This is a genomic window from Pseudomonas sp. R5(2019), assembly GCF_009905435.1.
In the GTDB taxonomy this organism is placed as follows: Bacteria; Pseudomonadota; Gammaproteobacteria; order Pseudomonadales; family Pseudomonadaceae; genus Aquipseudomonas.
This window is the reverse complement of sequence record NZ_JAAAMT010000002.1, coordinates 137,050-160,069: the sequence shown is the minus strand read 5'-3', so window position 1 is coordinate 160,069 and position 23,020 is coordinate 137,050. Positions and strand designations below refer to the sequence as shown.

Here is a 23,020-nt window from a genome sequence, read left to right as displayed (position 1 = left end):
CGGGCCGTCCTGGCCCTCACCCCACTCCGCGTGGGCTCCGCTCGGCCTCCTGAAGGGACATCCGCGTCGTCTGGACATTATTCGCACGAAGAGCAAAGCAAGATCAAAAGCCAAAGCCACGGCAATCCGCGAAGAACCAAAAAAGCCCGCACAAGGCGGGCTTCTTCAGTGAACTACAAGTCTGGTCGGAGAGACAGGATTCGAACCTGCGACCTTCTCGTCCCGAACGAGACGCGCTACCTGCCTGCGCTACACTCCGACTTGCAAGAAATATTACTCAAAATTGCCTGCTCGACAAGTGCCCTGCCGCCTTCAGACTCAGAGGTCTTTAACGGTACGGACTTGATCCTTGTTGACACGGGTTTGCTTGCCGTCCAGTTGTTCGAACTCGTAGAAGCCCGATTCATCATCGTATTGAGGGGTGTCGACCGCCTGGATTTCACGACCATCGTTCAGCGTGATCACAGCAGGCGACGCGCAACCGGCGAGGGTGGCCAGGCCCAGTGCAAGCATGAAAGCGGGAAGGGTCCGATGAGTCATTGTGGGTCTCCGAAAGGGGGATAGTGCTGTATGTACTGTCGGTGAGACGTTGCCGCCGCCTGCAAGTTCCGTTTTTGTGTCGCACAGGTCAACAATAGCGGCCAACGCCTGGGCCTGTGGAATGTCCTTGGCCCTTTTGAGCGAGCGCCACGCACTGGATTCGTTGCGGCCAGCGCTGTGATATAACAGCGCCCATCCACTCCTGTGACGGAATCAGGCTCCCCATGAAAGCCAAGGCTGAAGTACCTTTTGTGCCGCTCAATATTGCCGTGCTGACGGTCAGCGATACGCGCTCGCTGGACACCGACACCTCGGGCCAACTGTTTGTCGATCGCCTCACCGCAGCGGGCCATCACCTGGCCGCTCGCGTACTGCTCAAGGATGACCTGTACAGGATCCGCGCCCAGGTGGCGACCTGGATTGCCGAGGATCAGGTGCAAGTGGTGTTGATCACCGGCGGTACCGGCTTCACCGGTCGCGACAGCACCCCGGAAGCGGTGGCCTGCCTGCTCGACAAGCAGGTCGATGGGTTCGGTGAGCTGTTCCGGCAGATCTCGGTGGCCGATATCGGTACCTCCACCGTGCAATCACGCGCGCTGGCTGGCCTGGCCAATGGCACCCTGGTGTGCTGCCTGCCGGGCTCCACCAATGCCTGCCGCACCGGCTGGGACGGCATCCTTGCCGAACAACTGGATTCGCGCCACCGCCCATGCAACTTCGTCCCTCACTTGAAGCAGGTGGCAGCCTGCGAAAGTCGTGGCTGAGCCAACGGCGGTAAAACCGCTGATGCCGGTCGAGCAAGCGCTGGCGCAACTGTTGGCGCTGGCCGAATCGGCGCCCATCGCTGAGCGCGAGACGGTGCCGCTGGCCGAGGCCGAAGGGCGGGTGCTGGCAGACGAGCTGATCGCCACGCTCGACCTGCCGCCCTGGCCCAATAGCGCCATGGACGGCTACGCCCTGTGCGCCGCGGACTTCACCGGTGAACCGCTGGTGGTCAGCCAGCGGATTTTCGCAGGCCAGGCGCCCGACCCTCTGCAACCCGGCACCTGCGCCCGGATCTTTACCGGCGCGCCTGTGCCAGCCGGTGCCGATTGCGTAGAGATGCAGGAAAACGTTCAGGTCCAGGACGACCAGCGGGTGGTGTTCCAGCAAGCGCTGAAGATCGGCATGAACATCCGTCCCCAGGGGCAGGAAACCCGCGTCGGTGAGCTAGTGCTGGCGGCGGGGACGCGGTTGGGCCCTATCGAGCTGGGCTTGGCGGCGACCTTGGGCCGCGGCGAACTCAGCGTAGTGCGCAAGCCACGGGTGGCGGTGATTTCCACCGGTGACGAACTGGTCGAGCCGGGATTGCCGCTGGGGCCGGGGCAAATCTACAACAGCAACCGGCGCCTGCTGTGCAGCTGGTTGCAGCGTCTGGGTTGCGAAGTGCTGGACGCCGGCATTCTTCCCGATGACCTGGAAAAGACCCGCGCGGCGCTGGCGAGTCTGAATACCGTGGACCTGATTCTGTCCACGGGCGGGGTGTCGGTCGGTGAGGCCGATTTCCTTGGCCTGGCCCTTCGTGAAGACGGCGAACTGTCGCTCTGGAAGCTGGCGATCAAGCCGGGCAAGCCGCTGACCTTCGGGCATTTTCGTGGCGTGCCAGTGCTTGGGTTGCCGGGTAATCCGGCGTCCACGCTGGTGACCTTCGGCTTGCTGGCGCGGCCTTACCTGTTACGACGGCTGGGCGTCAGCGAGGTGACGCCGCTGCAGTTTTCGGTCGAAGCCGGGTTTGACTGGCGCAAGGCGGGCAATCGTCGCGAGTATTTGCGCGGCCGCATGGAGCAGGGCAGGGCGGTCCTGTACCCGATCCAGAGTTCTGGTGTACTGCGCAGCGCCGCCTGGGCCGAAGGCCTGGTCGAGGTGCTGGAGGGGCGGACCTTGACCGCCGGTGAGCGGGTCAACTTCATCCCGCTCAGCGAGCTACTCGGCTGAATGGCTGAAGCGGTCGTTCTCGGGCACCTCCTGCGGCACCCGAGCCGAGGTGAAGCGGGCATAGACGTTCTTCAGTTGTGCCGCCGCGACGCGCCAGTCGTGCTCGCGGCTGACGTATTGGCGGGCCGCATCGGCCATTTTTTTCATTCGGCAGGGCTGCGTCAGCAATTGGATCAGGGTCAGTGCCAGGTCGTCGGCATCGTCGCGGCCGATATAGTGCACATCGTTTTCAACGTTCAAGCCACACACACCCTGTGTCGTGGTGACCACCGGCAGACCGGCAGCCATCGCTTCCAGTACCTTGATCTTCGAGCCGCCGCCTTGACGCAACGGTGCGAAAAAAATCGCCGAATGGCGTTGTAGTTCGCGCAAGTCTTCGACATACCCGTGCCATTCAATGCGCGGGTCATCCCAGCGCAGTTTCCAGTGTTGCGGCATGGCATTGCCGCAAATGGCAAAGCGCACCGCCGGGTAGCTCGCCCAGACCTGCGGCAGAATCTCTTCCAGTGCCCATTCGATGGCGTCAAAGTTGGCCCGATGCTCGAAATTGCCGACAAACAGCAGACGTTGGCTGTGCAGGGCCGGGTTGATGGCGCTGAAGTGTTCACTGTCGACACCATTGACCACCACCGAAGTACGTCGGCCGGTAATGGTAGAGATGTGTTCGGCGTCGCGGGGGCAGACCGCAATCACTTCAGTCGCCTGACCCAGTACACGGCTTTCCCAGCGCCGGTAGCGCCAAAGGTCGAAGGCGGTGAACGGTTGCAGCCACAATGGCAGCGAATCCTGCCGCCCCGCACCTTGTTCAGACTCGACTCTATGCTCGGTGAGAATGAACGGCTGGCCGCTCTGCTGCAACGCCCGCTCAAACGGCTGGAAGCTGTAACTGTGCTCGATCTGAATCACGTCCCAGCTTTCGCTGAGCAATTGCTCGAAGCGATGTCGCAGGTGCGGGGCGAGGCCGTGAATGCTGGCGCGAACAGGGTACGGTGCATAAAGCGCAGCGAGGAGGGTTTGCGGGCTGCGCAACGGCCGGCGGTGCAGGACGATCAGGCGATCGACCAACGGCGCCAGAGCCTGGCGCGCGTCTTCGTTGAGCGGGGTTTTCGATTGCACCAGCAGGGTGATGCGATGGCCTTGGCCGGCGAGGCTGCGCAGCAGATGGTACTGCCGGTTCTTGGCGCCGCTGGTGGTAGGCCAGGGTAGGTAGGGCAGGGTCCACAGTATTCGCATAAGTCGAATCCCCTTGGCCACACGGTTTACTGCATGAATCATTGGAGGGGCAATGTGCTCACTCGTTCCCTCGGCGGCCATTATTTTTAATCGTAGCCGGCGCGGCCGTAATCGTCAGTAAAGCGCTCAATGTCATCCTCGCCCAAGTATTCGCCACTCTGCACTTCGATCATCACCAGCTCGCCGCCGGCGGGGTTGCTGAGCCGGTGCAGTCGACCCGGTTGGATAAAGGTCGACTCGTTGGCCTGCAACACCGAGACGTGCTCACCGTTGGTGACGCAGGCCGTGCCGCTGACCACGATCCAGTGTTCACTGCGGTGTTGGTGCTTTTGCAGTGACAGGGCGGCCCCGGGCCGGACCACGATTCGTTTGATCTTGAAGCCTGGCCCTTCTTCCAGAACGGTATAAGTACCCCAGGGGCACGACACGGTGCGATGCAGGCGATAAGCGGGATGATCGGCCTGCTTGAGTTGGCGGGCGATCAGCCCGACGTCCTGGCTGCGGCTGGCGTCGAGCACCAGCAGGGCATCCGGGGTGTCGACGATGATCAGGTCGCGCAGGCCGATCCCGGCCACCAGACGCGGGGACTGGATATAGCAGTCGTGAACCTGATGCAGCAGGGTGTCGGCCAGGCACTGATTGCCGTTACTGTCGGCCGGGGTCAGCGCGCGTACCGCCTGCCAGGAGCCGATATCGCTCCAGCCCAGGTCACAGGGCACCACGGCCACGCACGTGCTGTGCTCCAGCACAGCGTAGTCGAACGAAAGGTCCGGCACCTGAGCGAAGCGCGCGGCGTCGAGTTCCAGCTGCAGCTCACGGGCATCGCGCTTGCTCGTGCTGTGCTCGATGCAGTCGCGTACCGCCTGCAGCAGGGCAGGGGCGTGCCGTTGCAGCTGTTCCAGCAGGCTGTCGGTACGGGCGCAGAGCATGCCGCTATTCCACAGGTGGCGCCCGCCTTGCAGCCAGGCCTGGGCGGTGGCGGTGTCAGGTTTTTCGACAAAGCGGGCGACCTGTCGCCCATGTTCGCCGAGCACCTGGCCGGTTTCGATATAACCGAACCCGGTTTCCGCGCGGGTGGGCGTCAGGCCAAAGCTGACCAGCCAACCTTCGTCGGCCAATCGGCGCGCAACTTCAACAGCAGCGGCGAAAGCCTGGAGGTTGTCGATCAGATGGTCCGCCGGCAATACCAGCAGTTGGCAGTCGCCGCCGTGCTGCGCCTGGGCGTGCAGCGCGGCGGCGGCAATGGCGGCGGCGGTATTGCGGCCACAGGGCTCGAGGATGAAATCCAGGGCAACCAGGCTAGCATTGAGCGGGCGGTAGTCGTCCAGCGTGCGAAACAGCAGGTCACGCTGGGTCACCGTCAGCACCCGCTCGACACCCAGCCCGCAGGCGCGGGCGAAGGTCTTTTGCAGCAGGCTTTGGCCGTCCGGCAATTGCAGAAAGGGTTTTGGCAGGGACTGGCGCGACACCGGCCAGAGCCGGGTACCGGCACCACCGGCAATGATGCAGGGAATAAGTGAAGACATGGGCAGCTGCGGCGCACCGGTTAAGCAAAAGGCGATTATACGCGGTCAATCGTCAAGGCTGATGATGCCTTCGCGCACGGCGAACAGTACCAGGCCTGCGACGTCAAAGATCTGCAGGCGCTTCATGATCTGCGAGCGGTGGGTCTCAACGGTCTTGACGCTCAAGCCCAGGCCGTTGGCGATTTCCCGAGTGGATTTGCCGCGTACGATCAGGCGCAGGATTTCCAGTTGGCGAACAGTCAAACCGTGGGTTTGCGTCTCGGCGGGCTTGAGCGCCCGGGCCCGGCCCAAGGCCTGATTGATGACGGTATGGGCGATGGCCGGGCTCAGGTAGCGTTCGCCGTTACGCAGCGCGGCCAGGGCCTGCGCAAGTTCCGTGGCGGTGGTGTCCTTGAGCAAATAGCCGTCGGCACCGGTCTCAAGGGCCTGCATGATCAGATCCGGCTCAGTGTGCATTGAAAGGATCAGTACTTTGCTGCCCGGCAGCCGCGTCTGCAGCTCGCGCAAGGCATCCAGCCCGCCGGTGTGGCGCATGGACAGGTCGAGCAGAATGATGTCCGGGTCGAGGCGGCTGGCAAGTTCCAGCACTTCGGCGCCGTCGCTCGCTTCACCGATCACGGCGTAGCCAGGGATGTCCATCACCAGTGCGCGGACGCCGGCACGAATCAACGAATGATCATCTACCAACAGCAAATTGCAGGTCATGGGCGTTTGCCAGCCTTGGCGCGTTCAAAAGTGCGCGGTTCCCAAGGGAACATCGCTTCAATCCGCGTGCCGTTGCCAGGCTCGCTGTTGACGGTCAGCGTGGCGCCCAACAGCCCGGTGCGTTCCAGCATGCCGGACATGCCGCGCTGGCCCGCCAGGCCGGGGTCGGCTGCCGGAACAAAGCCTTGGCCGTCATCCTCGATATGCACGATCAGGCCTTCCGACGTTCGTTGCAGGCAAATCCGCAGGTTGTCGGCGCGGGCATGGCGCAGGACGTTGGTCACCGCTTCCTGGGTGATGCGAAACACCGCGACAGACAGTTCTTCAGGCAGGCTGTCCAGCCGTTGCTGGCAATCCAGGCTCCAGCGCACGGGGGTGTTATGCAGCGTGCGCAGCAGGTGCGCGCGCAGGCTGGCTTCGAGCCCCAGCCGGGTCAGCTGGCGCGGGTTGAGCACGACCGTGACGTCGCGCACGCTCGAGAGGGTTTCGTCCAGGGTATTGCGCAAGAGGGTGCAATGCTCTTGCAGCTCGGCCGGGGCTCGCCGTTGCAGCCAGTCCGCCTGCAACTTGGCAGCGGTGAGCAGTTGGCCAATGTCGTCATGCAATTCGCGGCTGAGGCGGTGGCGTTCGTTTTGCTGGACCTTGAGCAGCCGTTCAGCCAGTTCATGCGCCGGGATCTGAAGGTATTTGAGGGTTCGCTGAATACACCAGCCGGCGGCGAGCAAGGCGCCAAGGTTCACCAGCAAAAGGGTCAGGGACATGGGGCGCGCAGCGATGTAAAGCCCACTATTGCCGATGCCTGCTGCAACGCAAAGCACGACGGTCAGCCAGCGGGCAGGCGAGAGGCCGGGCGAGCAGAGTTTGAGTGTCTTGAGGCTGGCGAACATAGATGGAGCCACTGCAGAGTCGCGGTTAAAACCTGTAGAAGTGGTGAACAGGTTGTTTGTTGTTTCGTACAACTTCGTTCACTTGCGTTCTAGTTACTTCAGCCGCTGAACGCTCACTTTTATCAACGAACTATCAGCGAAAATCACCGAGTGAACCGGCAATGGAGAAAGATAGTATCACTTCGATGCAGGAGCGTTTAGCCAGTGATTTGATGTTATTGCCGGGATTGTAAACCCTGGTAGCAGATTGCGAGCTCCGATGCGTGCCCAAACAGCAGGCACAGCGCATCAACGTCCAGTGCCTCGGCCAGCGTGGTGACCAGCGCATGCTGTTCGTCTTGATCCAGAAGTAGTTCGCCGGTATGGGGGTCAATCAGTTCCAATTGCCAGTCCAGCAGCCGCAAACAATCACGCAGGGCCTCAAGGGCAGTCTCGTTCAGCTCGATCAGCGGCTGCGCCAGGCGCAGTAGAAACACCAGCTGTTGGCAGAACCTGGCAACGGGCGCTATTGCCCGGGATTGCGCCCGTTCTCCCAGGGTCGCCAAGGTGTCGAGCAAGCAGGCGCTGGCATCACCGTCACTGTTGATCAGGTCCAGGTGGTTCACACACTCCTGAGCCTTGACCAACAATACTTGCGCTTGCACCAGGAAATCCTTCAATCCGCTCTGCCCGCAGACGTCATCGTGCATGGCAAATGCTCCCCTGATAATTGACAAATAGCCCGACTCCTTTCGTGCAATGAGAAAGGCGTCACATTAATGGCTATTGGATATCGCGAATATCAGGTTGCACCTGAATGCAAGTCAGGGAATCCCTGATAAGTGCATGGGATAGGCAGGGCGGGCAGTAAAACATGGCGCTTATTTGACATCAATGCGTCTTGCATGAATTTGCGGGCGGGGGTCAAGGTCCGGCAGGAGTGGCCGATATTGGCAAGTAATCATCAAAAATCAGGGAGTTTTCATGGCTGGCATTCTCGACGCAGTAGACCAACGCACGCAGCTGGTAGGTGAGAATCGCCTGGAAATCCTCATGTTTCGCCTGGCCGGCCGGCAGTTGTTCGCGATCAACGTGTTCAAGGTCCAGGAAGTGCTGCAGATGCCCAGGTTGACGTTGATGCCGCAGCGGCACGCGTTTGTCTGTGGCGTGGTCAATTTGCGTGGCCAGACCTTGCCGGTGATCGACCTGTCCCAGGCCATCGGCATGCGCCCGCTGGAGCCGGGGCCAAACAGCACCATTATTGTTACTGAATACAACCGATCGGTGCAGGCGTTCCTGGTCGGCAGCGTGGATCGAATCGTCAACATGAACTGGGAGGCGATCATGCCACCGCCGGCCAGCGCCGGGCGCCAGCATTACCTGACGGCGATCAGCAAGGTCGACGAGCAGTTGGTCGAGATCATCGACGTCGAGAAAGTGCTGGCCGAGATTGTGCCCTACAGCACCAAGGTATCTCGCGCCAAACTCGAGGATCCGGTGCTGGCAAAGGCCCGTGGCCGGGAGGTGTTGCTGGTGGATGACTCCTCCGTGGCACTGATGCAGTTGCGCGATACCTTGTCGCAATTGGGCGTGAAGATGCATGTGGCCAGTGATGGCCTCAAGGCCCTGAGGTTGCTCAAGTCCTGGGCTGAGGCCGGGCACGAGATGACAGACAAGCTGCTGATGGTGTTCACCGATGCGGAAATGCCGGAGATGGACGGCTACCGCCTGACCACTGAAATCCGCAACGACCCGCGCCTGCGCGGTCTTTATGTGGTGTTGCACACCTCGTTGTCCGGCAGCTTCAACGAATCGATGGTCAAGAAGGTCGGCTGCGATAACTTCCTCTCCAAGTTCCAGCCGGACAAACTGGTCGATGTGGTCCGTCAACGCTTGATGGTTGATGAATCAGGGGTGTGATGATCGTTGCGGCTTGTCGAGGGGAGGGGCTGCTCGTATAAAGTGGCAGTCTTTTTCTCGGGGGAGCAGGCCATGTTGCGTCTTGGCGCGTTGAATCGATTTCCACTCAAGTCGGCACGCGCCGAGCCACTGCAGCGCTCAAGGCTGGGCCTGCTGGGGCTTGAGGGCGATCGCCGCTGGATGCTGGTGGAGGAGGCCAGTGGCCGCTTCCTGACTCAGCGCGCGCTGCCACAGATGAGCCAGTTGACGGCGCGGCACAACAGCGACAACAGCCTGACCCTCAGCGCCAGAGGGCATGCCGATTTGCGGGTCGAACTGCCGCCTGCCGATGAGCACCTGCGCGGCGTGACCATTTGGCGTGACACCCTGCGGGTGCCGGATGCCGGAGATGAGGCAGCGGCCTGGGTCAGCGCTTTTATCGGCAAGCCTGCACGCCTGGTGCATGTGCCAGAGGCGCGGGCCCGTCACCTGCAATCCGGCTTTGGGCATGAAGATGACCGCGTGGCGTTCGCCGACGGTTTCCCGCTGCTGCTGATCGGCCAGGCGTCGCTGGACGACCTGTCGGCCAAGGTCGGTCGGCCATTGGAAATGCTGCGGTTTCGCCCCAATCTGGTGGTCGAAGGCAGCGCGGCGTTCGCTGAGGATGGCTGGAAGCGGATACGTATCGGCGATGTCGAGTTTCGGGTGGTCAAGCCGTGCAGCCGCTGCATCCTCACCACCCTCGACCCGCAGACTGGCGAGCGCAGTGTCGACCGCGAGCCGCTGACCACACTCAAGACCTACCGTGAGCAGGATGGGGAAGTGATGTTCGGGCAGAACCTGGTCAGTGACGGCAGCGGTGTGCTGGAAGTGGGGATGCCGGTGACCGTTCTGGAGTAAAAATCGTGTTGGCCCCATTCGCGGGATCGTCGGATCGTCGGATCGCCGCACCGCCGCGAATGAGGCCCTCGGATCAGTCACTGATCTTCAAAATACCGCTCATGCCAATCCACCAGCGGTTGCGGTGAATTGAGCTTCTGCCCGTAAATGACCGAGTACGACAGCACGTTCTGTACATATTGGCGCGTTTCGTCGAACGGGATCGATTCGACCCACACATCGAAACTCAAGTGGTTGGCACCACGCAGCCACTGGCGTACGCGCCCGGGGCCTGCGTTGTAAGCGGCCGAAGCCAATACCCGATTGCCGTTGAACTGGGTGTGGACCTGGCTCAGGTAGGCGGCGCCCAGCTGGATGTTCTTGACCGGGTCAAGCACTTGCTGGGGCGATGCCAGCGGGATGCTGAACTTGCGCGCCGTTTCCCTGGCGGTGCCGGGCATCAGCTGCATCAGGCCCGCAGCACCGACGCTGGAGCGTGCATCTTCCATAAAGGCGCTTTCCTGACGGGTGATGGCAAACACCCAGCTGGAGTGCAGGCCGCGCAGGTTGGCTTCGCGCACCAGGGTCTCGCGATGGGCCATCGGGAAGCGGATATCCAGATCGTCCCAATACTGCGCCTGACTGATGGTGCGAATGGCCGGGAAATACCAGCGCAGGTCGTACGCCAGCTTGGCCTGGGCAACCATTTCGTCGCGACTGAAGTGCCGGCTGACGTGATACCACTCGCGCCGACCATTGACGACTTCACCGCGGGCGTGGAACTCCAGCGCCCTGCGTACGCCTGGGGTGTTGCGGACCTTGTTGATCAACTGCTGGCTCATCACCAGCGGCTTGTTGTTCAACTGGTACGGGGTCTGAGTGCGGTCAGCGGCGAGAAAGCCGTAGAAGTCGCGCTCACGGGAAAGGTTTTTGTACAGCAACGGCACCTGCGGGTTTTTCGGTTGCGCCAGCTCCAGGCTGCGGGCCTGCCAGTAGCGCCAGCGATTGGTGCTGGCCAGGTCTTGTGGCAGGCGGCGGGTCAACTCGTAGGCATCTTCCCAGCGGCCTAGGCGCAGTAGCAGGCGAAGGCGCCATTCGGTGACGGTGTTGTCGCGCAGCTCCGGATCGTAGCGGGTCATCAGGTCCAGCGCGCGGGCGTCGTATTTGCGCGCCAGGGTCAGGCCGATTTCGCGGGCGATGGCGACCTTCTCATCGCGCGAGAAGTGCATCCGGTTGGCATAGTCGTCGAGCATGGCCATGGCCCGGTCAGGGTCCTGGCGGGCCAGGCGACGCAGGCCGAGGCTGACCACATCGGACATCGCTTCATTGACTGGCGTGAAGCGCGAAGGCTGGTTGAGCAGTTCGGGCTTCTGCGCCACATCGATCAGCAACTTGCCTTGAGGCGCCAGGGTGGTGAGGTTATTGACCAGGCTATTGGCCAACCCGTAATTGCGCGCCTGGGCGGCGAGCTTGGCCCGTTGCCAGCGCCGCTCTTCTGTCAATTGGCCTTCGGCCGCCCACATGCCGAACAGGGTGTCGCAGGCGGCGGGTTGCGATTTGCCCACCCGCCAGAGCTTTTCCGTGACGGCGTAGCCTTCGGCCTGTTTGCCATGGCCCAGCAAGTACTGGCCATTAAGGCAGTCGAGCTCGGTGAAGTTGAGCTTGGGATCGTAATATTTGACGAAAGGTTGCCAGTCGCCACGCTCGGCCAGCCAGCGCAGCCAACGCAGTTTCATCCAGTTGGCCTGGGGCAGATCTCCATGCTTGGCGAGGAATTTTTCGATTTCGACATTGCTGGCGGTCTTCAGGCGGGCGGTCAGCTCGTCATACGCAAGGTACGGTTCCAGCGGGTAATCGGCCAGGGCCTGGCTGTAGCGGAAGTACGGGCCGGTGTCGCCCTTTGCCAGTGCGCGCTTGGCTTCATCGTAATATTGGCGTTGTTGAGCAAGGTCGGCAGCCTGGACAGTTGAAGCGGCCGAAGCAGAAAAAAGCAGGCAGGAAAGCAGGTTGAACAGACGGCTGCGCATGGGACTTCCGGACAGTTGAATCGTGACTGAGTGTCGGCCTGGCCACCCCTCTAAGGGGCCAAGTCATAAGCTTAGCCTTTTGCTACAGGGCGGTGAAAGCATTGTGCTTGTATCGGCGTGTAAGTGCGACGGTCGGCTGGATTTACCCATCTAATGTGATCGGCTCGCAAGTCAGGTAGAATGCGCGCCCGGTTTTTGGAGAAGATCATGACCCTGCTCAAATTAAGCGATGTGTCCCTTGCTTTCGGCGCCATGCCGCTGTTGGACAAGGTGTCCTGGCAGATCGCCCGTGGTGAGCGGGTGTGCATTATCGGCCGTAACGGCACTGGCAAATCCAGCATGCTGCGCCTGGTCAAGGGCGAGCAAGTCCCCGATGAGGGCGAAATCTGGCGCGCGCCAGGGCTCAAGATCGGCGAGCTGCCGCAAGAGCTGCCGGTCGCCGACGACCGTACGGTCTTCGACGTGGTCGCTGAAGGCCTGGACGGCGTGGGCGCCTTGCTCGCCGAATACCATCACCTGAGCCAGAACATCGTCACTGATGCGGACCTGGAAAAGCTCATGCACGTTCAGCATGACCTCGAAGCCCGTGATGGCTGGCGCCTGCAGCAACTGGTGGACAGCACCCTGAGCCGCCTGCAATTGCCGGCCGACAAGACCCTGGCCGAGTTGTCCGGCGGCTGGCGTCGCCGCGTGCTGCTGGCCCAGGCGCTGGTGTCCGAGCCTGACTTGCTGCTGCTCGATGAGCCCACCAACCACCTGGACATCGGTGCGATTGCCTGGCTGGAAGAGGCCTTGAACGGCTTTGGCGGCGCTGTGCTGTTCATCACTCACGACCGTTCATTCCTGCAGAACCTGGCAACCCGCATTCTGGAGCTTGATCGTGGCGGCCTGATCGACTGGAACGGCGACTACGCCAGCTTCCTGGTGCACAAGGAAGCCCAGCTTGCCGCCGAAGAAACCGCCAACGCACTGTTCGACAAGCGCCTGGCCCAGGAAGAAGTCTGGATTCGCCAGGGCATCAAGGCCCGCCGTACCCGCAACGAGGGCCGCGTGCGTGCCCTGAAGGCACTGCGCGTCGAGCGTGGCGAGCGTCGTGAGCGCCAGGGCAAGGCCAACATTCAGCTGGATGTCGCCGAGAAGTCCGGCAAGCAAGTGATGCAACTGGAGAACGTCAGCTTTGCCCACTCGGGTGGCCCGTTCCTGGTCAAGGATTTCTCCATGGTCCTGCAGCGCGAAGACCGCATCGGCCTGCTCGGCGCCAACGGTACCGGCAAGACTACCCTGCTCAAGCTGATGCTCGGTGACCTGCAGCCGGTCGCAGGCAAGGTCGAATCCGGTACCAGACTGGAAGTGGCGTACTTCGACCAGCTGCGCCACCAGCTGGACCTGGAAAAAACCGTGATCGACAACCTGGCCGAAGGTCGCGATTTCATTGAAATCGATGGCCAAAGCCGTCACGTGCTGAGCTACCTGGGCGACTTCCTGTTCAGCCCCCAGCGTGCCCGTACGCCGGTCAAGGCGTTGTCGGGTGGCGAGCGGGCGCGACTGTTGCTGGCCAAGCTGTTCAGCAAACCCGCCAACTTGCTGGTCCTCGACGAACCGACCAACGATCTGGACGTTGAGACCCTTGAGCTGCTCGAAGAAGTGCTGGCCGGCTTCAAAGGCACCGTACTGATGGTCAGCCACGACCGGGCCTTCCTCGACAACGTGGTCACCAGCACCCTGGTCTTCGAAGGCGAGGGCAAGGTACGCGAGTATGTCGGTGGCTACCAGGACTGGATCCGCCAGGGCGGCTCGCCAAAGCTGCTTGGCGTGACCGAGAACAAGTCCGGCAAGCCTGAGCTCAACAGCGCCGTGGTCAAGGCCCCGGAGGCTGCTCCAGCCCAGGCCGCAGAGGCCGTACCGACTGCAAAGAAAAAGCTCAGCTACAAGCTTCAGCGCGAGCTGGAAGCCTTGCCCGGCCAGATTGATGCAGTGGAGCAGGAGATGGCGGCGGTACAGGCCCGGATTTCCGATGCCGGCTTCTATCAGCGCCCGATCGGCGAGACGACGGACGTGCTGGCCAAGCTTGAAGCGCTGCAAGCCCAGCTGGATGAACTCGTTGAGCGTTGGGCTGAGCTGGATGCCTGATGGCGGCTATCGGTAGCCTTTAAACGCTTCGCAGGGGTGCGGCGATGAACGATGACGCGCAATACCTATAAAACCGCGGCGTCCTTATCGCGTGCAAGCCCCAATGCCAGTCAGTTAAGGATCGGAACACAGACGTCCATGTAGGAGCGGACCCGGCCGCGATGGGCTGCGAAGCGGCCCCGGCGACTCTGAAACCACCCGCACTCCCAGGGCTTGTCGTTGATATCACCGGCCTCGGGGGCTGCTGCGCAGCCCATCGCGGCCAGGTCCGCTCCTACAAGGGTTTCGTCGTTCTATTCCTTAACTGACCGGCATTGGGGCAAGCCCGGCTCCTGCAACAGGCAAGCGCTGGCCCGGGATTTACTCGCCTTTCTTCATCAGCCGTACTGCCAGCACATCGCAAGGGGCGCCGTGCAGTACGTCGTTGGCGGTTGAACCCAACAGCAGGGCCAGGCCGTGGCGGCCGTGGCTGCCGACAACGATCAGGTCACACTCATGCTCCTTGGCCAGGCTGTGAATCTCCTGGCGTGGTTGGCCGTAGGTCAGATGACAGTATTCCTTGGTCAGTTCCGGGTACTTGTTGATCAGGCGGTCCAGGCGCTCCTTGGCCTGGTCGAACTGCTGTTGCTGCAGTTGCGACAGGTCCATGGGGACGTCGCCGCCAAACGCCATGGCCATTGGCTCGACAATGTGTACCATCGACAGCTTGGCACCTTGGGCGGTGGCGATCTCGCGGGCCCGTTTAATCACCGGATCGCACTCTTCGGTCAGGTCGACGGCGACGAGGATGTGTTCATAGGGCATGGGGGCTCTCCTGACGGTTGCGATAGTTATAAGTATGGCCGGTTTCAGGCTGGTCGGCAGAATCGCCGCTAACCCGCTCATTTGAAAAGCTTTTATAGGAATAACACATATGACGTTCTGGCTGGTGGTGTCAATTCTTGCGCTTATCCTCAGCCCATTTGCCTGGCTCAAGCCTACTCGCAATCAGAGTGGCAAAATGGCTGTGCGCATGGAGGCACGGCGCATGGGGCTGGGCATGCAGCTGACGCCGCAAGAGTGGCCGCACTGGTTGCCCAACGAGCCGCCGATCCAGTGCGCGCAATACCATCGGCCGCGTCGTGCGGGACGTGATGACACTTGGTGCTATTGGCAGACCACTCCGGGCGTTTGGATGAATCAGTGGCGCGAACCTTGCACAGACACTGGCCTGTTGACCGAGTTAATCAAATTGCCCGCTAACGTTTACAAAATCGAGGCAGGGCCACAAATGCTTGCCCTGTATTGGGGCGAACGGGGCGATACGGCTGTATTACAGGATATTGCGGCAGTGATGAAGGCACTGGCGTGATCCGGTGGCGAACCTGCAATGGGTTCGCCAGGCAATAAAAAGCCCGATCATCAGCATCGGGCGGGGGTGGCCAGGCAGGCCGGTAATAGGGTTGCAACGCAAAAGGTTTTAGATGAGCGGCTGCGCTGAGTGTAGCCGGATCATACGCGTGCCCCTTTAAAAAATCTCACCTGTTTTATCAATCCTTCATGACGTTCATCGTCTTTATTCGCCATCCAGGGTCTTTAATAAATGCCATGAATGATGAGCGATCATGCGCGCTGTAGCTGACCTGGCTTAGACAAAAAATGACCGGAAAGTCGCGTTTTTGTGGCCATTTTGCGTATTTGACAATTGCCGGTTTTTCCGTGACTCTTCGCATACCCAAATCAAACGGGCGTATGAATTGAGCGTTTGTATTGTCAGAAAGCTCTTACAGAATCCCGACTATCGCGCTGGCGGGTGTGCCTGGCAGATAGGGTTTGATCAGGGCGCCAATGCGCATGACGAACTCTTGCCCAGCGTTCAGCGTGTACTGTTCAGCTTCCATATCGTGGAGATCAGTTGATGATTTACGAAGGTAAAGCCATCACGGTTAAGGCTCTTGAAAGTGGCATCGTCGAATTGAAATTCGACCTCAAGGGTGAGTCCGTCAACAAATTCAATCGTCTAACCCTGAACGAACTGCGTCAGGCGGTAGACACCATCAAGGCCGATACTTCGATCAAGGGCGTGATTGTCAGCAGTGGCAAGGACGTCTTCATCGTCGGCGCGGACATCACCGAGTTTGTCGACAACTTCAAGCTGCCGGAGGCCGAACTGGTCGCAGGCAACCTGGAAGCGAACCGCATCTTCAGCGATTTCGAAGACCTTGGCGTGCCGACCGTGGCGGCTATCAACGGCATCGCCTTGGGCGGTGGCCTGGAAATGTGCCTGGCCGCGGATTACCGCGTCATGGCCGACAGCGCCAAGATCGGCCTGCCAGAAGTCAAGCTGGGTATCTATCCGGGCTTTGGCGGTACCGTTCGCTTGCCGCGCCTGATCGGTGCCGACAACGCCATCGAGTGGATTGCCGCAGGCAAGGAAAATCGCGCTGAAGAAGCCTTGAAAGTGGGCGCAGTCGATGCAGTCGTAGCGCCAGAGAAACTCGCCGAAGCCGCCCTTGACCTGATCAAGCGCGTCATCGCTGGCGAATTCGACTACAAGGCCAAGCGCCAGCCGAAGCTCGACAAGCTCAAGCTCAACGCCATCGAGCAGATGATGGCCTTCGAGACCGCCAAGGGCTTCGTCGCAGGCCAGGCCGGCCCGAACTACCCGGCACCGGTCGAAGCCATCAAGACCATCCAGAAAGCGGCCAACTTCGGTCGTGACAAGGCGCTGGAAATCGAGGCCGCCGGCTTCGTGAAAATGGCCAGGACTTCGGCTGCACAAAGCCTGATCGGTCTGTTCCTGAACGATCAGGAGCTCAAGCGCAAAGCCAAGGCCTACGACGAAGTCGCCAAGCCGGTCAACCAGGCTGCCGTTCTGGGTGCGGGCATCATGGGGGGCGGGATCGCCTACCAGTCCGCCGTCAAGGGCACCCCGATCCTGATGAAGGACATCCGTGAAGAAGCCATCCAGCTGGGCCTGAACGAAGCCTCCAAGCTGCTCGGCAAGCGCGTCGAAAAAGGCCGTCTGACGCCTGCGAAGATGGCTGAAGCCCTCAACGCCATTCGTCCGACTCTGTCCTATGGCGACTTCGGCAACGTCGATATCATTGTCGAAGCCGTGGTCGAGAACCCCAAGGTCAAGCAAGCCGTGCTGGCTGAAGTAGAAGGGCAGGTCAAGGAGGATGCGATCCTGGCGTCCAACACCTCGACCATCTCGATCAACCTGCTGGCCAAGGCGCTCAAGCGTCCGGAAAACTTCGTCGGCATGCACTTCTTCAACCCGGTGCACATGATGCCGCTGGTGGAAGTGATCCGTGGCGAGAAGTCCAGTGAAGCGGCGGTGGCCACCACCGTGGCCTATGCCAGGAAAATGGGCAAGAACCCGATCGTGGTCAATGACTGCCCGGGCTTTCTGGTCAACCGTGTCCTGTTCCCTTACTTCGGTGGCTTCGCCAAGCTGGTCAGCGCTGGCGTCGACTTCGTGCGCATCGACAAGGTCATGGAAAGGTTCGGCTGGCCGATGGGCCCGGCCTACCTGATGGACGTGGTCGGCATCGACACCGGCCACCACGGTCGCGATGTGATGGCTGAAGGCTTCCCTGATCGCATGAAGGACGACCGTCGCTCGGCCGTGGACGTGCTGTACGAAGCCAAGCGCCTGGGCCAGAAAAACGGCAAGGGCTTCTACGCCTACGAGATGGACAAGCTCGGCAAGCCGAAGAAAGTCGCCGATGCCTCGGTACTGGAAGTCCTCAAGCCGATCGTTTACGAGCAGCGCGAGGTCACCGACGAGGACATCCTCAACTGGATGATGATCCCGCTGTGCCTGGAAACCGTGCGCTGCCTGGAAGACGGCATCGTCGAAACCGCCGCCGAAGCCGACATGGGCCTGGTCTATGGCATCGGTTTCCCTCCGTTCCGTGGCGGCGCGCTGCGCTACATCGACTCCATGGGCGTTGCTGCATTCGTTGCCCTGGCTGACCAGTACGTCGACCTGGGCCCGCTGTACCACCCCACCGCGAAGCTGCGTGAGATGGCCGCGAATGGCCAGAGCTTCTTCGGTTAAGCGCCCAACGAATAGAGAGTGAAGTTATGAGCCTGAATCCAAGAGACGTGGTGATTGTCGACTTCGGTCGCACCCCGATGGGCCGCTCCAAGGGTGGCATGCACCGCAATACCCGCGCCGAAGACATGTCGGCGCACCTGATCAGCAAAGTGCTGGAGCGCAACACCAGGGTCGACCCGGCTGAAGTCGAGGACGTGATCTGGGGCTGCGTCAACCAGACCCTGGAACAAGGCTGGAACATCGCGCGCATGGCGTCGCTGATGACCCAGATCCCGCACACCGCAGCCGGCCAGACCGTCAGTCGCCTGTGTGGCTCGTCCATGAGCGCGCTGCACACTGCCGCCCAAGCCATCATGACCGGCAACGGCGATGTCTTTGTCGTCGGCGGAGTCGAGCACATGGGCCACGTCAGCATGATGCACGGCGTTGACCCGAACCCGCACATGTCTCTCTATGCCGCCAAGGCGTCGGGCATGATGGGCCTGACCGCTGAAATGCTCGGCAAGATGCACGGTATTTCCCGTGAGGCCCAGGATGCCTTTGGCTTGCGTTCGCACCAGCTCGCTCACAAGGCGACCGTGGAAGGCAAGTTCAAGGATGAAATCATCCCGATGCAGGGCTATGACGAAAACGGCTTCCTGAAAATGTTCGACTATGACGAGACCATTCGTCCGGACACCACCCTGGAAAGCCTGGCGGCGCTCAAGCCTGCGTTCAACCCCAAAGGCGGTACCGTGACCGCGGGTACCTCGTCGCAGATCACTGACGGTGCTTCGTGCATGATCGTCATGTCGGTACAACGCGCCCAGGACCTTGGTATCCAGCCTCTGGCGGTCATTCGCTCAATGGCGGTGGCCGGTGTTGACCCTGCGATCATGGGTTATGGCCCGGTTCCGGCAACCCAGAAAGCGCTCAAGCGTGCGGGCTTGACCATTGCCGACATCGACTTCTTCGAGCTTAACGAAGCCTTCGCTGCACAGGCCCTGCCAGTGCTCAAGGATTTGAAAGTGCTCGACAAGATGAATGAGAAGGTTAACCTGCACGGCGGTGCCATCGCATTGGGTCACCCCTTCGGTTGCTCCGGTGCTCGGATTTCCGGCACGCTGCTCAACGTCATGAAGCAAAATGGCGGCACCTTGGGTGTGTCGACCATGTGTGTTGGCCTGGGGCAGGGGATCACCACGGTCTTCGAACGCGTCTAAGCTTTTGTTCGACGGAAGCCGGGGCCCAGTGCCCCGGTTTTTGTTTTTGTGGATTTTTTTTCAAGAGGGTGTGCAGCATGCAGATACAACCAGGGGTCTACCGCCATTACAAAGGGCCCGAGTATCGCGTTTTCAGCGTCGCGCGCCATTCCGAAACCGAAGAGGAAGTGGTGTTTTACCAAGCCCTGTATGGCGAATACGGGCTGTGGGTGCGGCCTCTGAGCATGTTTATTGAGTCGGTCGAGGTTGACGGCGAGCAGGTGCCACGCTTTGCTTTGGTCAGGACCGAGGCAAGCCTGTTTTCGCGTCCCGACGGCACGAGCCTGTAGCGTCCCGCGCTTGACCTCACTCTGTAGCCACTATATATAGCGGTGCCGCGTCAGGTATCGACGCCTTTTATCTCTAGTATTCAGGAATTTTCCGATCCATGGGCAAATCGCTGGTCATTGTGGAATCCCCGGCTAAGGCCAAGACCATCAACAAGTATTTGGGCAACCAGTACGTGGTGAAGTCGAGTATCGGCCATATCCGAGACCTGCCCACCAGCGGTTCGGCGAGCGCCAGCAAGGAGCCGGCCGCCAAGCGCGGCAAGGCCGCTGCAGGCGAAGCGCCAGCCCTGTCGCCCAAGGAAAAGGCGCGCAAGCAGCTGGTATCGCGCATGGGTGTCGATCCCGAGCATGGCTGGAAAGCCAAGTACGAGATCCTGCCTGGCAAGGAAAAGGTCATCGACGAATTGCGTCGTCTGGCCAAGGATGCCGACACCATCTATCTCGCAACCGACTTGGATCGCGAAGGGGAAGCCATTGCCTGGCACCTGCGCGAAGCCATCGGTGGAGACGACACCCGCTACAAGCGTGTGGTGTTCAACGAAATCACCAAGAAAGCGATCCAGGAAGCCTTCTCGCAACCGGGCGAGCTGGATATCGACCGGGTCAATGCTCAACAGGCGCGGCGCTTTCTCGATCGGGTCGTGGGTTACATGGTCTCGCCACTGCTGTGGTCGAAAATCGCCCGTGGCCTGTCCGCCGGTCGCGTGCAATCGGTTGCCGTGAAGCTGGTGGTGGAGCGTGAGCGCGAGATTCGTGCATTTATCCCTGAAGAATATTGGGAAATACACGCGGACCTGGGTACCGCCAAGAGCGCCAAGGTTCGTTTTGATGTCGCCCGTCAGAACGGCGAGGCCTTCAAGCCGCTCAACGAAGCCCAGGCCATGGCTGCCCTTGAGAAGCTCAAGGCGTCCAGCTACAGCGTCGCCAAGCGCGAAGACAAACCGACCAGCAGCAAGCCTTCGGCGCCTTTCATCACCTCGACCTTGCAGCAGGCGGGCAGCAATCGCCTGGGCTTCGGCGTGAAGAAAACCATGATGATGGCCCAGCGTCTGTACGAAGCGGGCTACATCACTTATATGCGTACCGACTCGACCAACCTCTCGGCCGACGCCGTGGCAATGGCTCGCACCTACATCGAGACCGAGTTCGGCAACAAGTACCTGCCTGAGTCGCCCAACGTCTACGGCAGCAAGGAAGGCGCCCAGGAAGCGCACGAAGCGATCCGTCCTTCCGACGTCAATACTCACCCAAGCAAGCTCACTGGCATGGAGCGCGACGCCGAGCGCCTGTACGAGCTGATCTGGCGCCAGTTCGTGGCCTGCCAGATGCTGCCTGCCCAGTACCTGTCCACCACCGTCAGCGTGGCGGCCGGTGAGTTTGAGCTGCGTGCCAAGGGTCGCATCCTCAAGTTCGACGGTTACACCCGAGTCATGCCGCAAGTTGCCAAGCCGGGCGACGATGACGTGCTGCCGGAAATGACCCAGGGCGAAGTGCTCAAGTTGATTGAGCTCGACCCGAGCCAGCATTTCACCAAGCCGCCGGCGCGTTACTCCGAAGCCAGCCTGGTCAAGGAGATGGAGAAGCGTGGTATTGGTCGTCCGTCGACCTACGCGGCCATCATCTCGACCATTCAGGACCGTGGCTACGTCGCACTGCACAACCGTCGTTTCTACTCGGAAAAGATGGGCGATATCGTCACCGAGCGTTTGACTGAAAGTTTCTCCAACCTGATGGACTACGGCTTCACCGCCGGCATGGAAGAGAACCTCGACGACGTCGCTCAGGGCGAGCGCGACTGGAAAAACGTGCTGGACGAGTTTTACGGCGACTTCAAGACCAAGCTGCAGTTGGCCGAATCGCCGGACAGTGGCATGCGCGCCAACCAGCCGACCATGACCAACATCGCTTGCCGTGATTGCGGCCGGCCGATGATGATTCGTACCGCTTCCACTGGCGTTTTCCTCGGCTGCTCGGGCTACAGCCTGCCACCGAAAGAGCGCTGCAAGGCCACCATCAACCTGGTCCCTGGCGATGAGATCGCGGCGGACGACGAAGGTGAGTCCGAGTCGCTGGTATTGCGCGGCAAGCACCGTTGTCCGATCTGCGCCACGGCGATGGATGCTTACCTGCTCGACGAGAAGCGCAAGCTGCACATCTGCGGTAACAACCCTGATTGCACCGGCTATGAGATCGAAGAAGGCAACTACCGGATCAAGGGCTATGAGGGTCCGAGCCTGGAGTGCGACAAGTGTGGCAGCGAGATGCAGCTCAAGACTGGCCGTTTCGGCAAGTTCTTCGGCTGTACCAATGCGGACTGCAAAAACACCCGCAAACTGCTCAAGAGTGGGGAGGCGGCACCGCCGAAGATGGATGCGGTGAAGATGCCGGAACTCAAGTGCGAAAAGGTTGACGACACCTATGTGCTGCGTGATGGCGCTTCGGGGTTGTTCCTGGCGGCCAGCCAGTTCCCGAAAAACCGTGAGACGCGCGCGCCGCTGGTCATGGAAATCGTACCGCACAAGGATGAGATTGATCCCAAGTACCACTTCCTGTGCGAAGCGCCGAAGAAAGACCCGGATGGCCGCCCAACGGTCATTCGCTACAGCCGCAAGACCAAGGAGCAGTACGTTCAGACTGAAGTGGAAGGCAAGCCGACAGGCTGGCGTGCGTTCTATGACGGCAAGGCATGGAAGGTCGAAGACAAGCGCTGAGACGCTTTCTCGAATACGCTCATCGGTAAAGGCCGCGCTGAACCTTCGGGTTTGGCGCGGCCTTTGTCATTTTGGCTTGCCGCCGCATGGCCACATCCCTGACACTGTCTGACTCGCGCCCTGCATCTCTTCGGAGGGAGCCTTCATGGCCCACGAACTCTATACCCGTACCAACCAGAAACTGTATTTCGCCGGTCTATCACTGGAAGCGCTGGCAAAAGCGCAGGAGAGCCGAAACATCAATGCCCAGGCGCTGGTGCTGGCTGAGCGTGAAGCGGCGCTGTTTCATCTTTACGGTGCATTGCTGGGGCTGTGTCACGAGATTGCCGGCTTCTACCGACTGCCGCAGGCGGGTGCGCCGCGCGCCGAGCTGTTGCTCACGCCTCAGGTGCTGGAATCAATCGCGATTCCTGAACTGGCAGAGTTGGTTGAGTTGGCCCAGGCGCCGCAGACTTGGCTGGGACGGTTGCTGGCAGCCTACGCGGCCATGTTTCAGCCACCGCGCGAGGCTAAAAAGCCCAAGGCAGACGTGACGGTGCCCTTGATTCAAGCGGTGAGCCTGGATGAACCTGAGGTCGAGGAGCTGACGCGTGAAGAGCTGGAAAGCTGGCGTCAACAGCTTAAAAGCCTGACCGTTCGTTTCCGCGAAGGCCTGAGTGAGTGCTGACAGGGCCAGTCACTGGTACAATGTCGGCCTTTCGTGGAGAACAGATTTTTATGCCAACGTCTTTTCTGGAAATTGTCGAGTTACCTGACGGTCGGATTGAGCTGCGCCGTGCCGAAGACGAGGGCTCCCTGGTTACGCTGGATTTCTCGGAAGACGCCAAGGCATTCCTGCAGGGCCAGCACGTGGAAGTCGCCAAGGCGATGTTGAGCGTCGGCGTGCAGATGGCTGGGCGTTTGGTAGAAGGCGAGATCGAGAAAGATGACGGGCCGCGCGTTCTGCACTGACAC

At 60.8% G+C, this 23,020-nt stretch carries 20 protein-coding genes and 1 tRNA gene; 12 read left to right on the top strand and 9 right to left on the bottom strand.

Annotation, left to right across the window (positions count from 1 at the left end; all coding sequences use genetic code 11):
- Window positions 1-182: 182 nt before the first annotated feature.
- Both GUY40_RS02365 and GUY40_RS02360 read right to left on the bottom strand, forming a co-directional pair.
- Window positions 183-259 (bottom strand) — tRNA-Pro (locus tag GUY40_RS02365).
- Window positions 260-318: 59 nt separating this feature from the next.
- Entirely contained in the window at window positions 319-540 is a 222-nt protein-coding gene (locus GUY40_RS02360) for a YgdI/YgdR family lipoprotein (RefSeq protein ID WP_166567327.1), read from the bottom strand.
- Between the two features lie 224 nt (window positions 541-764).
- Here GUY40_RS02360 and moaB point away from each other — a divergent pair, with 224 nt between their 5' ends.
- Together moaB and glp are read left to right on the top strand one after the other, a co-directional pair.
- A complete protein-coding gene (gene moaB / locus GUY40_RS02355) occupies window positions 765-1,304 on the top strand; it encodes a molybdenum cofactor biosynthesis protein B (RefSeq protein WP_166567326.1) in 540 nt (179 codons plus the stop codon).
- A gap of 22 nt (window positions 1,305-1,326) precedes the next feature.
- On the top strand, window positions 1,327-2,514 hold the full coding sequence (gene glp / locus GUY40_RS02350; protein WP_166567438.1) for a gephyrin-like molybdotransferase Glp: 1,188 nt from the start codon (window positions 1,327-1,329) through the stop codon (window positions 2,512-2,514).
- Here the strand turns inward: glp and GUY40_RS02345 are convergent.
- The 5 genes from GUY40_RS02345 to GUY40_RS02325 form a co-directional block, all read right to left on the bottom strand.
- Window positions 2,503-3,747: a glycosyltransferase family 4 protein gene (locus tag GUY40_RS02345; RefSeq protein ID WP_166567325.1), complete on the bottom strand. Its 1,245-nt coding sequence runs from the start codon at window positions 3,745-3,747 to the stop codon at window positions 2,503-2,505. The two genes, glp and GUY40_RS02345, sit on opposite strands and share 12 nt — an antisense overlap.
- A gap of 86 nt (window positions 3,748-3,833) precedes the next feature.
- Window positions 3,834-5,273, bottom strand: coding sequence for a mannose-1-phosphate guanylyltransferase/mannose-6-phosphate isomerase (locus GUY40_RS02340; RefSeq protein WP_166567324.1), 1,440 nt, complete (start codon window positions 5,271-5,273; stop codon window positions 3,834-3,836).
- Between the two features lie 45 nt (window positions 5,274-5,318).
- On the bottom strand, window positions 5,319-5,978 hold the full coding sequence (locus GUY40_RS02335; protein WP_166567323.1) for a response regulator transcription factor: 660 nt from the start codon (window positions 5,976-5,978) through the stop codon (window positions 5,319-5,321).
- The gene (locus tag GUY40_RS02330; RefSeq protein WP_166567322.1) at window positions 5,975-6,865 is read right to left on the bottom strand and encodes a sensor histidine kinase; all 891 of its coding nucleotides are present in this window, start codon (window positions 6,863-6,865) and stop codon (window positions 5,975-5,977) included. The genes GUY40_RS02335 and GUY40_RS02330 overlap by 4 nt, the downstream gene beginning before the upstream one ends.
- Window positions 6,866-7,080: 215 nt before the next feature.
- Window positions 7,081-7,554 (bottom strand): histidine kinase, encoded by a 474-nt coding sequence (locus tag GUY40_RS02325; RefSeq protein WP_166567321.1) that lies wholly within the window; start codon window positions 7,552-7,554, stop codon window positions 7,081-7,083.
- A gap of 274 nt (window positions 7,555-7,828) precedes the next feature.
- On the opposite strand from GUY40_RS02325, the gene GUY40_RS02320 reads away from it, so the two are divergent.
- Complete coding sequence (locus GUY40_RS02320) at window positions 7,829-8,764, top strand: chemotaxis protein CheV (RefSeq protein ID WP_166567320.1); 936 nt, start codon at window positions 7,829-7,831, stop codon at window positions 8,762-8,764.
- Between the two features lie 72 nt (window positions 8,765-8,836).
- On the top strand, window positions 8,837-9,643 hold the full coding sequence (locus tag GUY40_RS02315; RefSeq protein ID WP_166567319.1) for an MOSC domain-containing protein: 807 nt from the start codon (window positions 8,837-8,839) through the stop codon (window positions 9,641-9,643).
- 77 nt (window positions 9,644-9,720) lie between these two features.
- On the opposite strand, the gene GUY40_RS02310 is transcribed toward GUY40_RS02315, so the two are convergent.
- Complete coding sequence (locus GUY40_RS02310) at window positions 9,721-11,649, bottom strand: transglycosylase SLT domain-containing protein (RefSeq protein WP_166567318.1); 1,929 nt, start codon at window positions 11,647-11,649, stop codon at window positions 9,721-9,723.
- 207 nt (window positions 11,650-11,856) lie between these two features.
- Between GUY40_RS02310 and GUY40_RS02305 the strand changes: the two genes are divergently transcribed.
- On the top strand, window positions 11,857-13,779 hold the full coding sequence (locus GUY40_RS02305; RefSeq protein ID WP_166567317.1) for an ATP-binding cassette domain-containing protein: 1,923 nt from the start codon (window positions 11,857-11,859) through the stop codon (window positions 13,777-13,779).
- A gap of 360 nt (window positions 13,780-14,139) precedes the next feature.
- Here GUY40_RS02305 and GUY40_RS02300 read toward each other — a convergent pair whose 3' ends face one another.
- The gene (locus tag GUY40_RS02300) at window positions 14,140-14,583 is read right to left on the bottom strand and encodes a universal stress protein (protein ID WP_166567316.1); all 444 of its coding nucleotides are present in this window, start codon (window positions 14,581-14,583) and stop codon (window positions 14,140-14,142) included.
- A 109-nt stretch (window positions 14,584-14,692) separates the two neighbouring features.
- On the opposite strand from GUY40_RS02300, the gene GUY40_RS02295 reads away from it, so the two are divergent.
- The 7 genes from GUY40_RS02295 to GUY40_RS02265 all read left to right on the top strand — a co-directional run bounded on the left by GUY40_RS02295 (window position 14,693) and on the right by GUY40_RS02265 (window position 23,017).
- Window positions 14,693-15,130: a hypothetical protein gene (locus tag GUY40_RS02295; protein WP_166567315.1), complete on the top strand. Its 438-nt coding sequence runs from the start codon at window positions 14,693-14,695 to the stop codon at window positions 15,128-15,130.
- A 546-nt stretch (window positions 15,131-15,676) separates the two neighbouring features.
- Entirely contained in the window at window positions 15,677-17,824 is a 2,148-nt protein-coding gene (fadB, locus tag GUY40_RS02290) for a fatty acid oxidation complex subunit alpha FadB (RefSeq protein WP_166567314.1), read from the top strand.
- A 26-nt stretch (window positions 17,825-17,850) separates the two neighbouring features.
- Window positions 17,851-19,026, top strand: coding sequence for an acetyl-CoA C-acyltransferase FadA (gene fadA / locus GUY40_RS02285; protein WP_166567313.1), 1,176 nt, complete (start codon window positions 17,851-17,853; stop codon window positions 19,024-19,026).
- A gap of 77 nt (window positions 19,027-19,103) precedes the next feature.
- The gene (locus GUY40_RS02280) at window positions 19,104-19,355 is read left to right on the top strand and encodes a DUF1653 domain-containing protein (protein ID WP_166567312.1); all 252 of its coding nucleotides are present in this window, start codon (window positions 19,104-19,106) and stop codon (window positions 19,353-19,355) included.
- A gap of 98 nt (window positions 19,356-19,453) precedes the next feature.
- Complete coding sequence (gene topA / locus GUY40_RS02275) at window positions 19,454-22,066, top strand: type I DNA topoisomerase (protein WP_166567311.1); 2,613 nt, start codon at window positions 19,454-19,456, stop codon at window positions 22,064-22,066.
- A 145-nt stretch (window positions 22,067-22,211) separates the two neighbouring features.
- Window positions 22,212-22,733 carry a DUF6586 family protein gene (locus tag GUY40_RS02270; RefSeq protein ID WP_166567310.1) on the top strand — a complete coding sequence of 174 codons (522 nt, stop codon included), beginning with the start codon at window positions 22,212-22,214 and terminating at the stop codon, window positions 22,731-22,733.
- Window positions 22,734-22,783: 50 nt separating this feature from the next.
- Window positions 22,784-23,017, top strand: a complete 234-nt coding sequence (locus GUY40_RS02265) for a hypothetical protein (RefSeq protein WP_166567309.1) — start codon at window positions 22,784-22,786, stop codon at window positions 23,015-23,017.
- Window positions 23,018-23,020 lie beyond the last annotated feature (3 nt).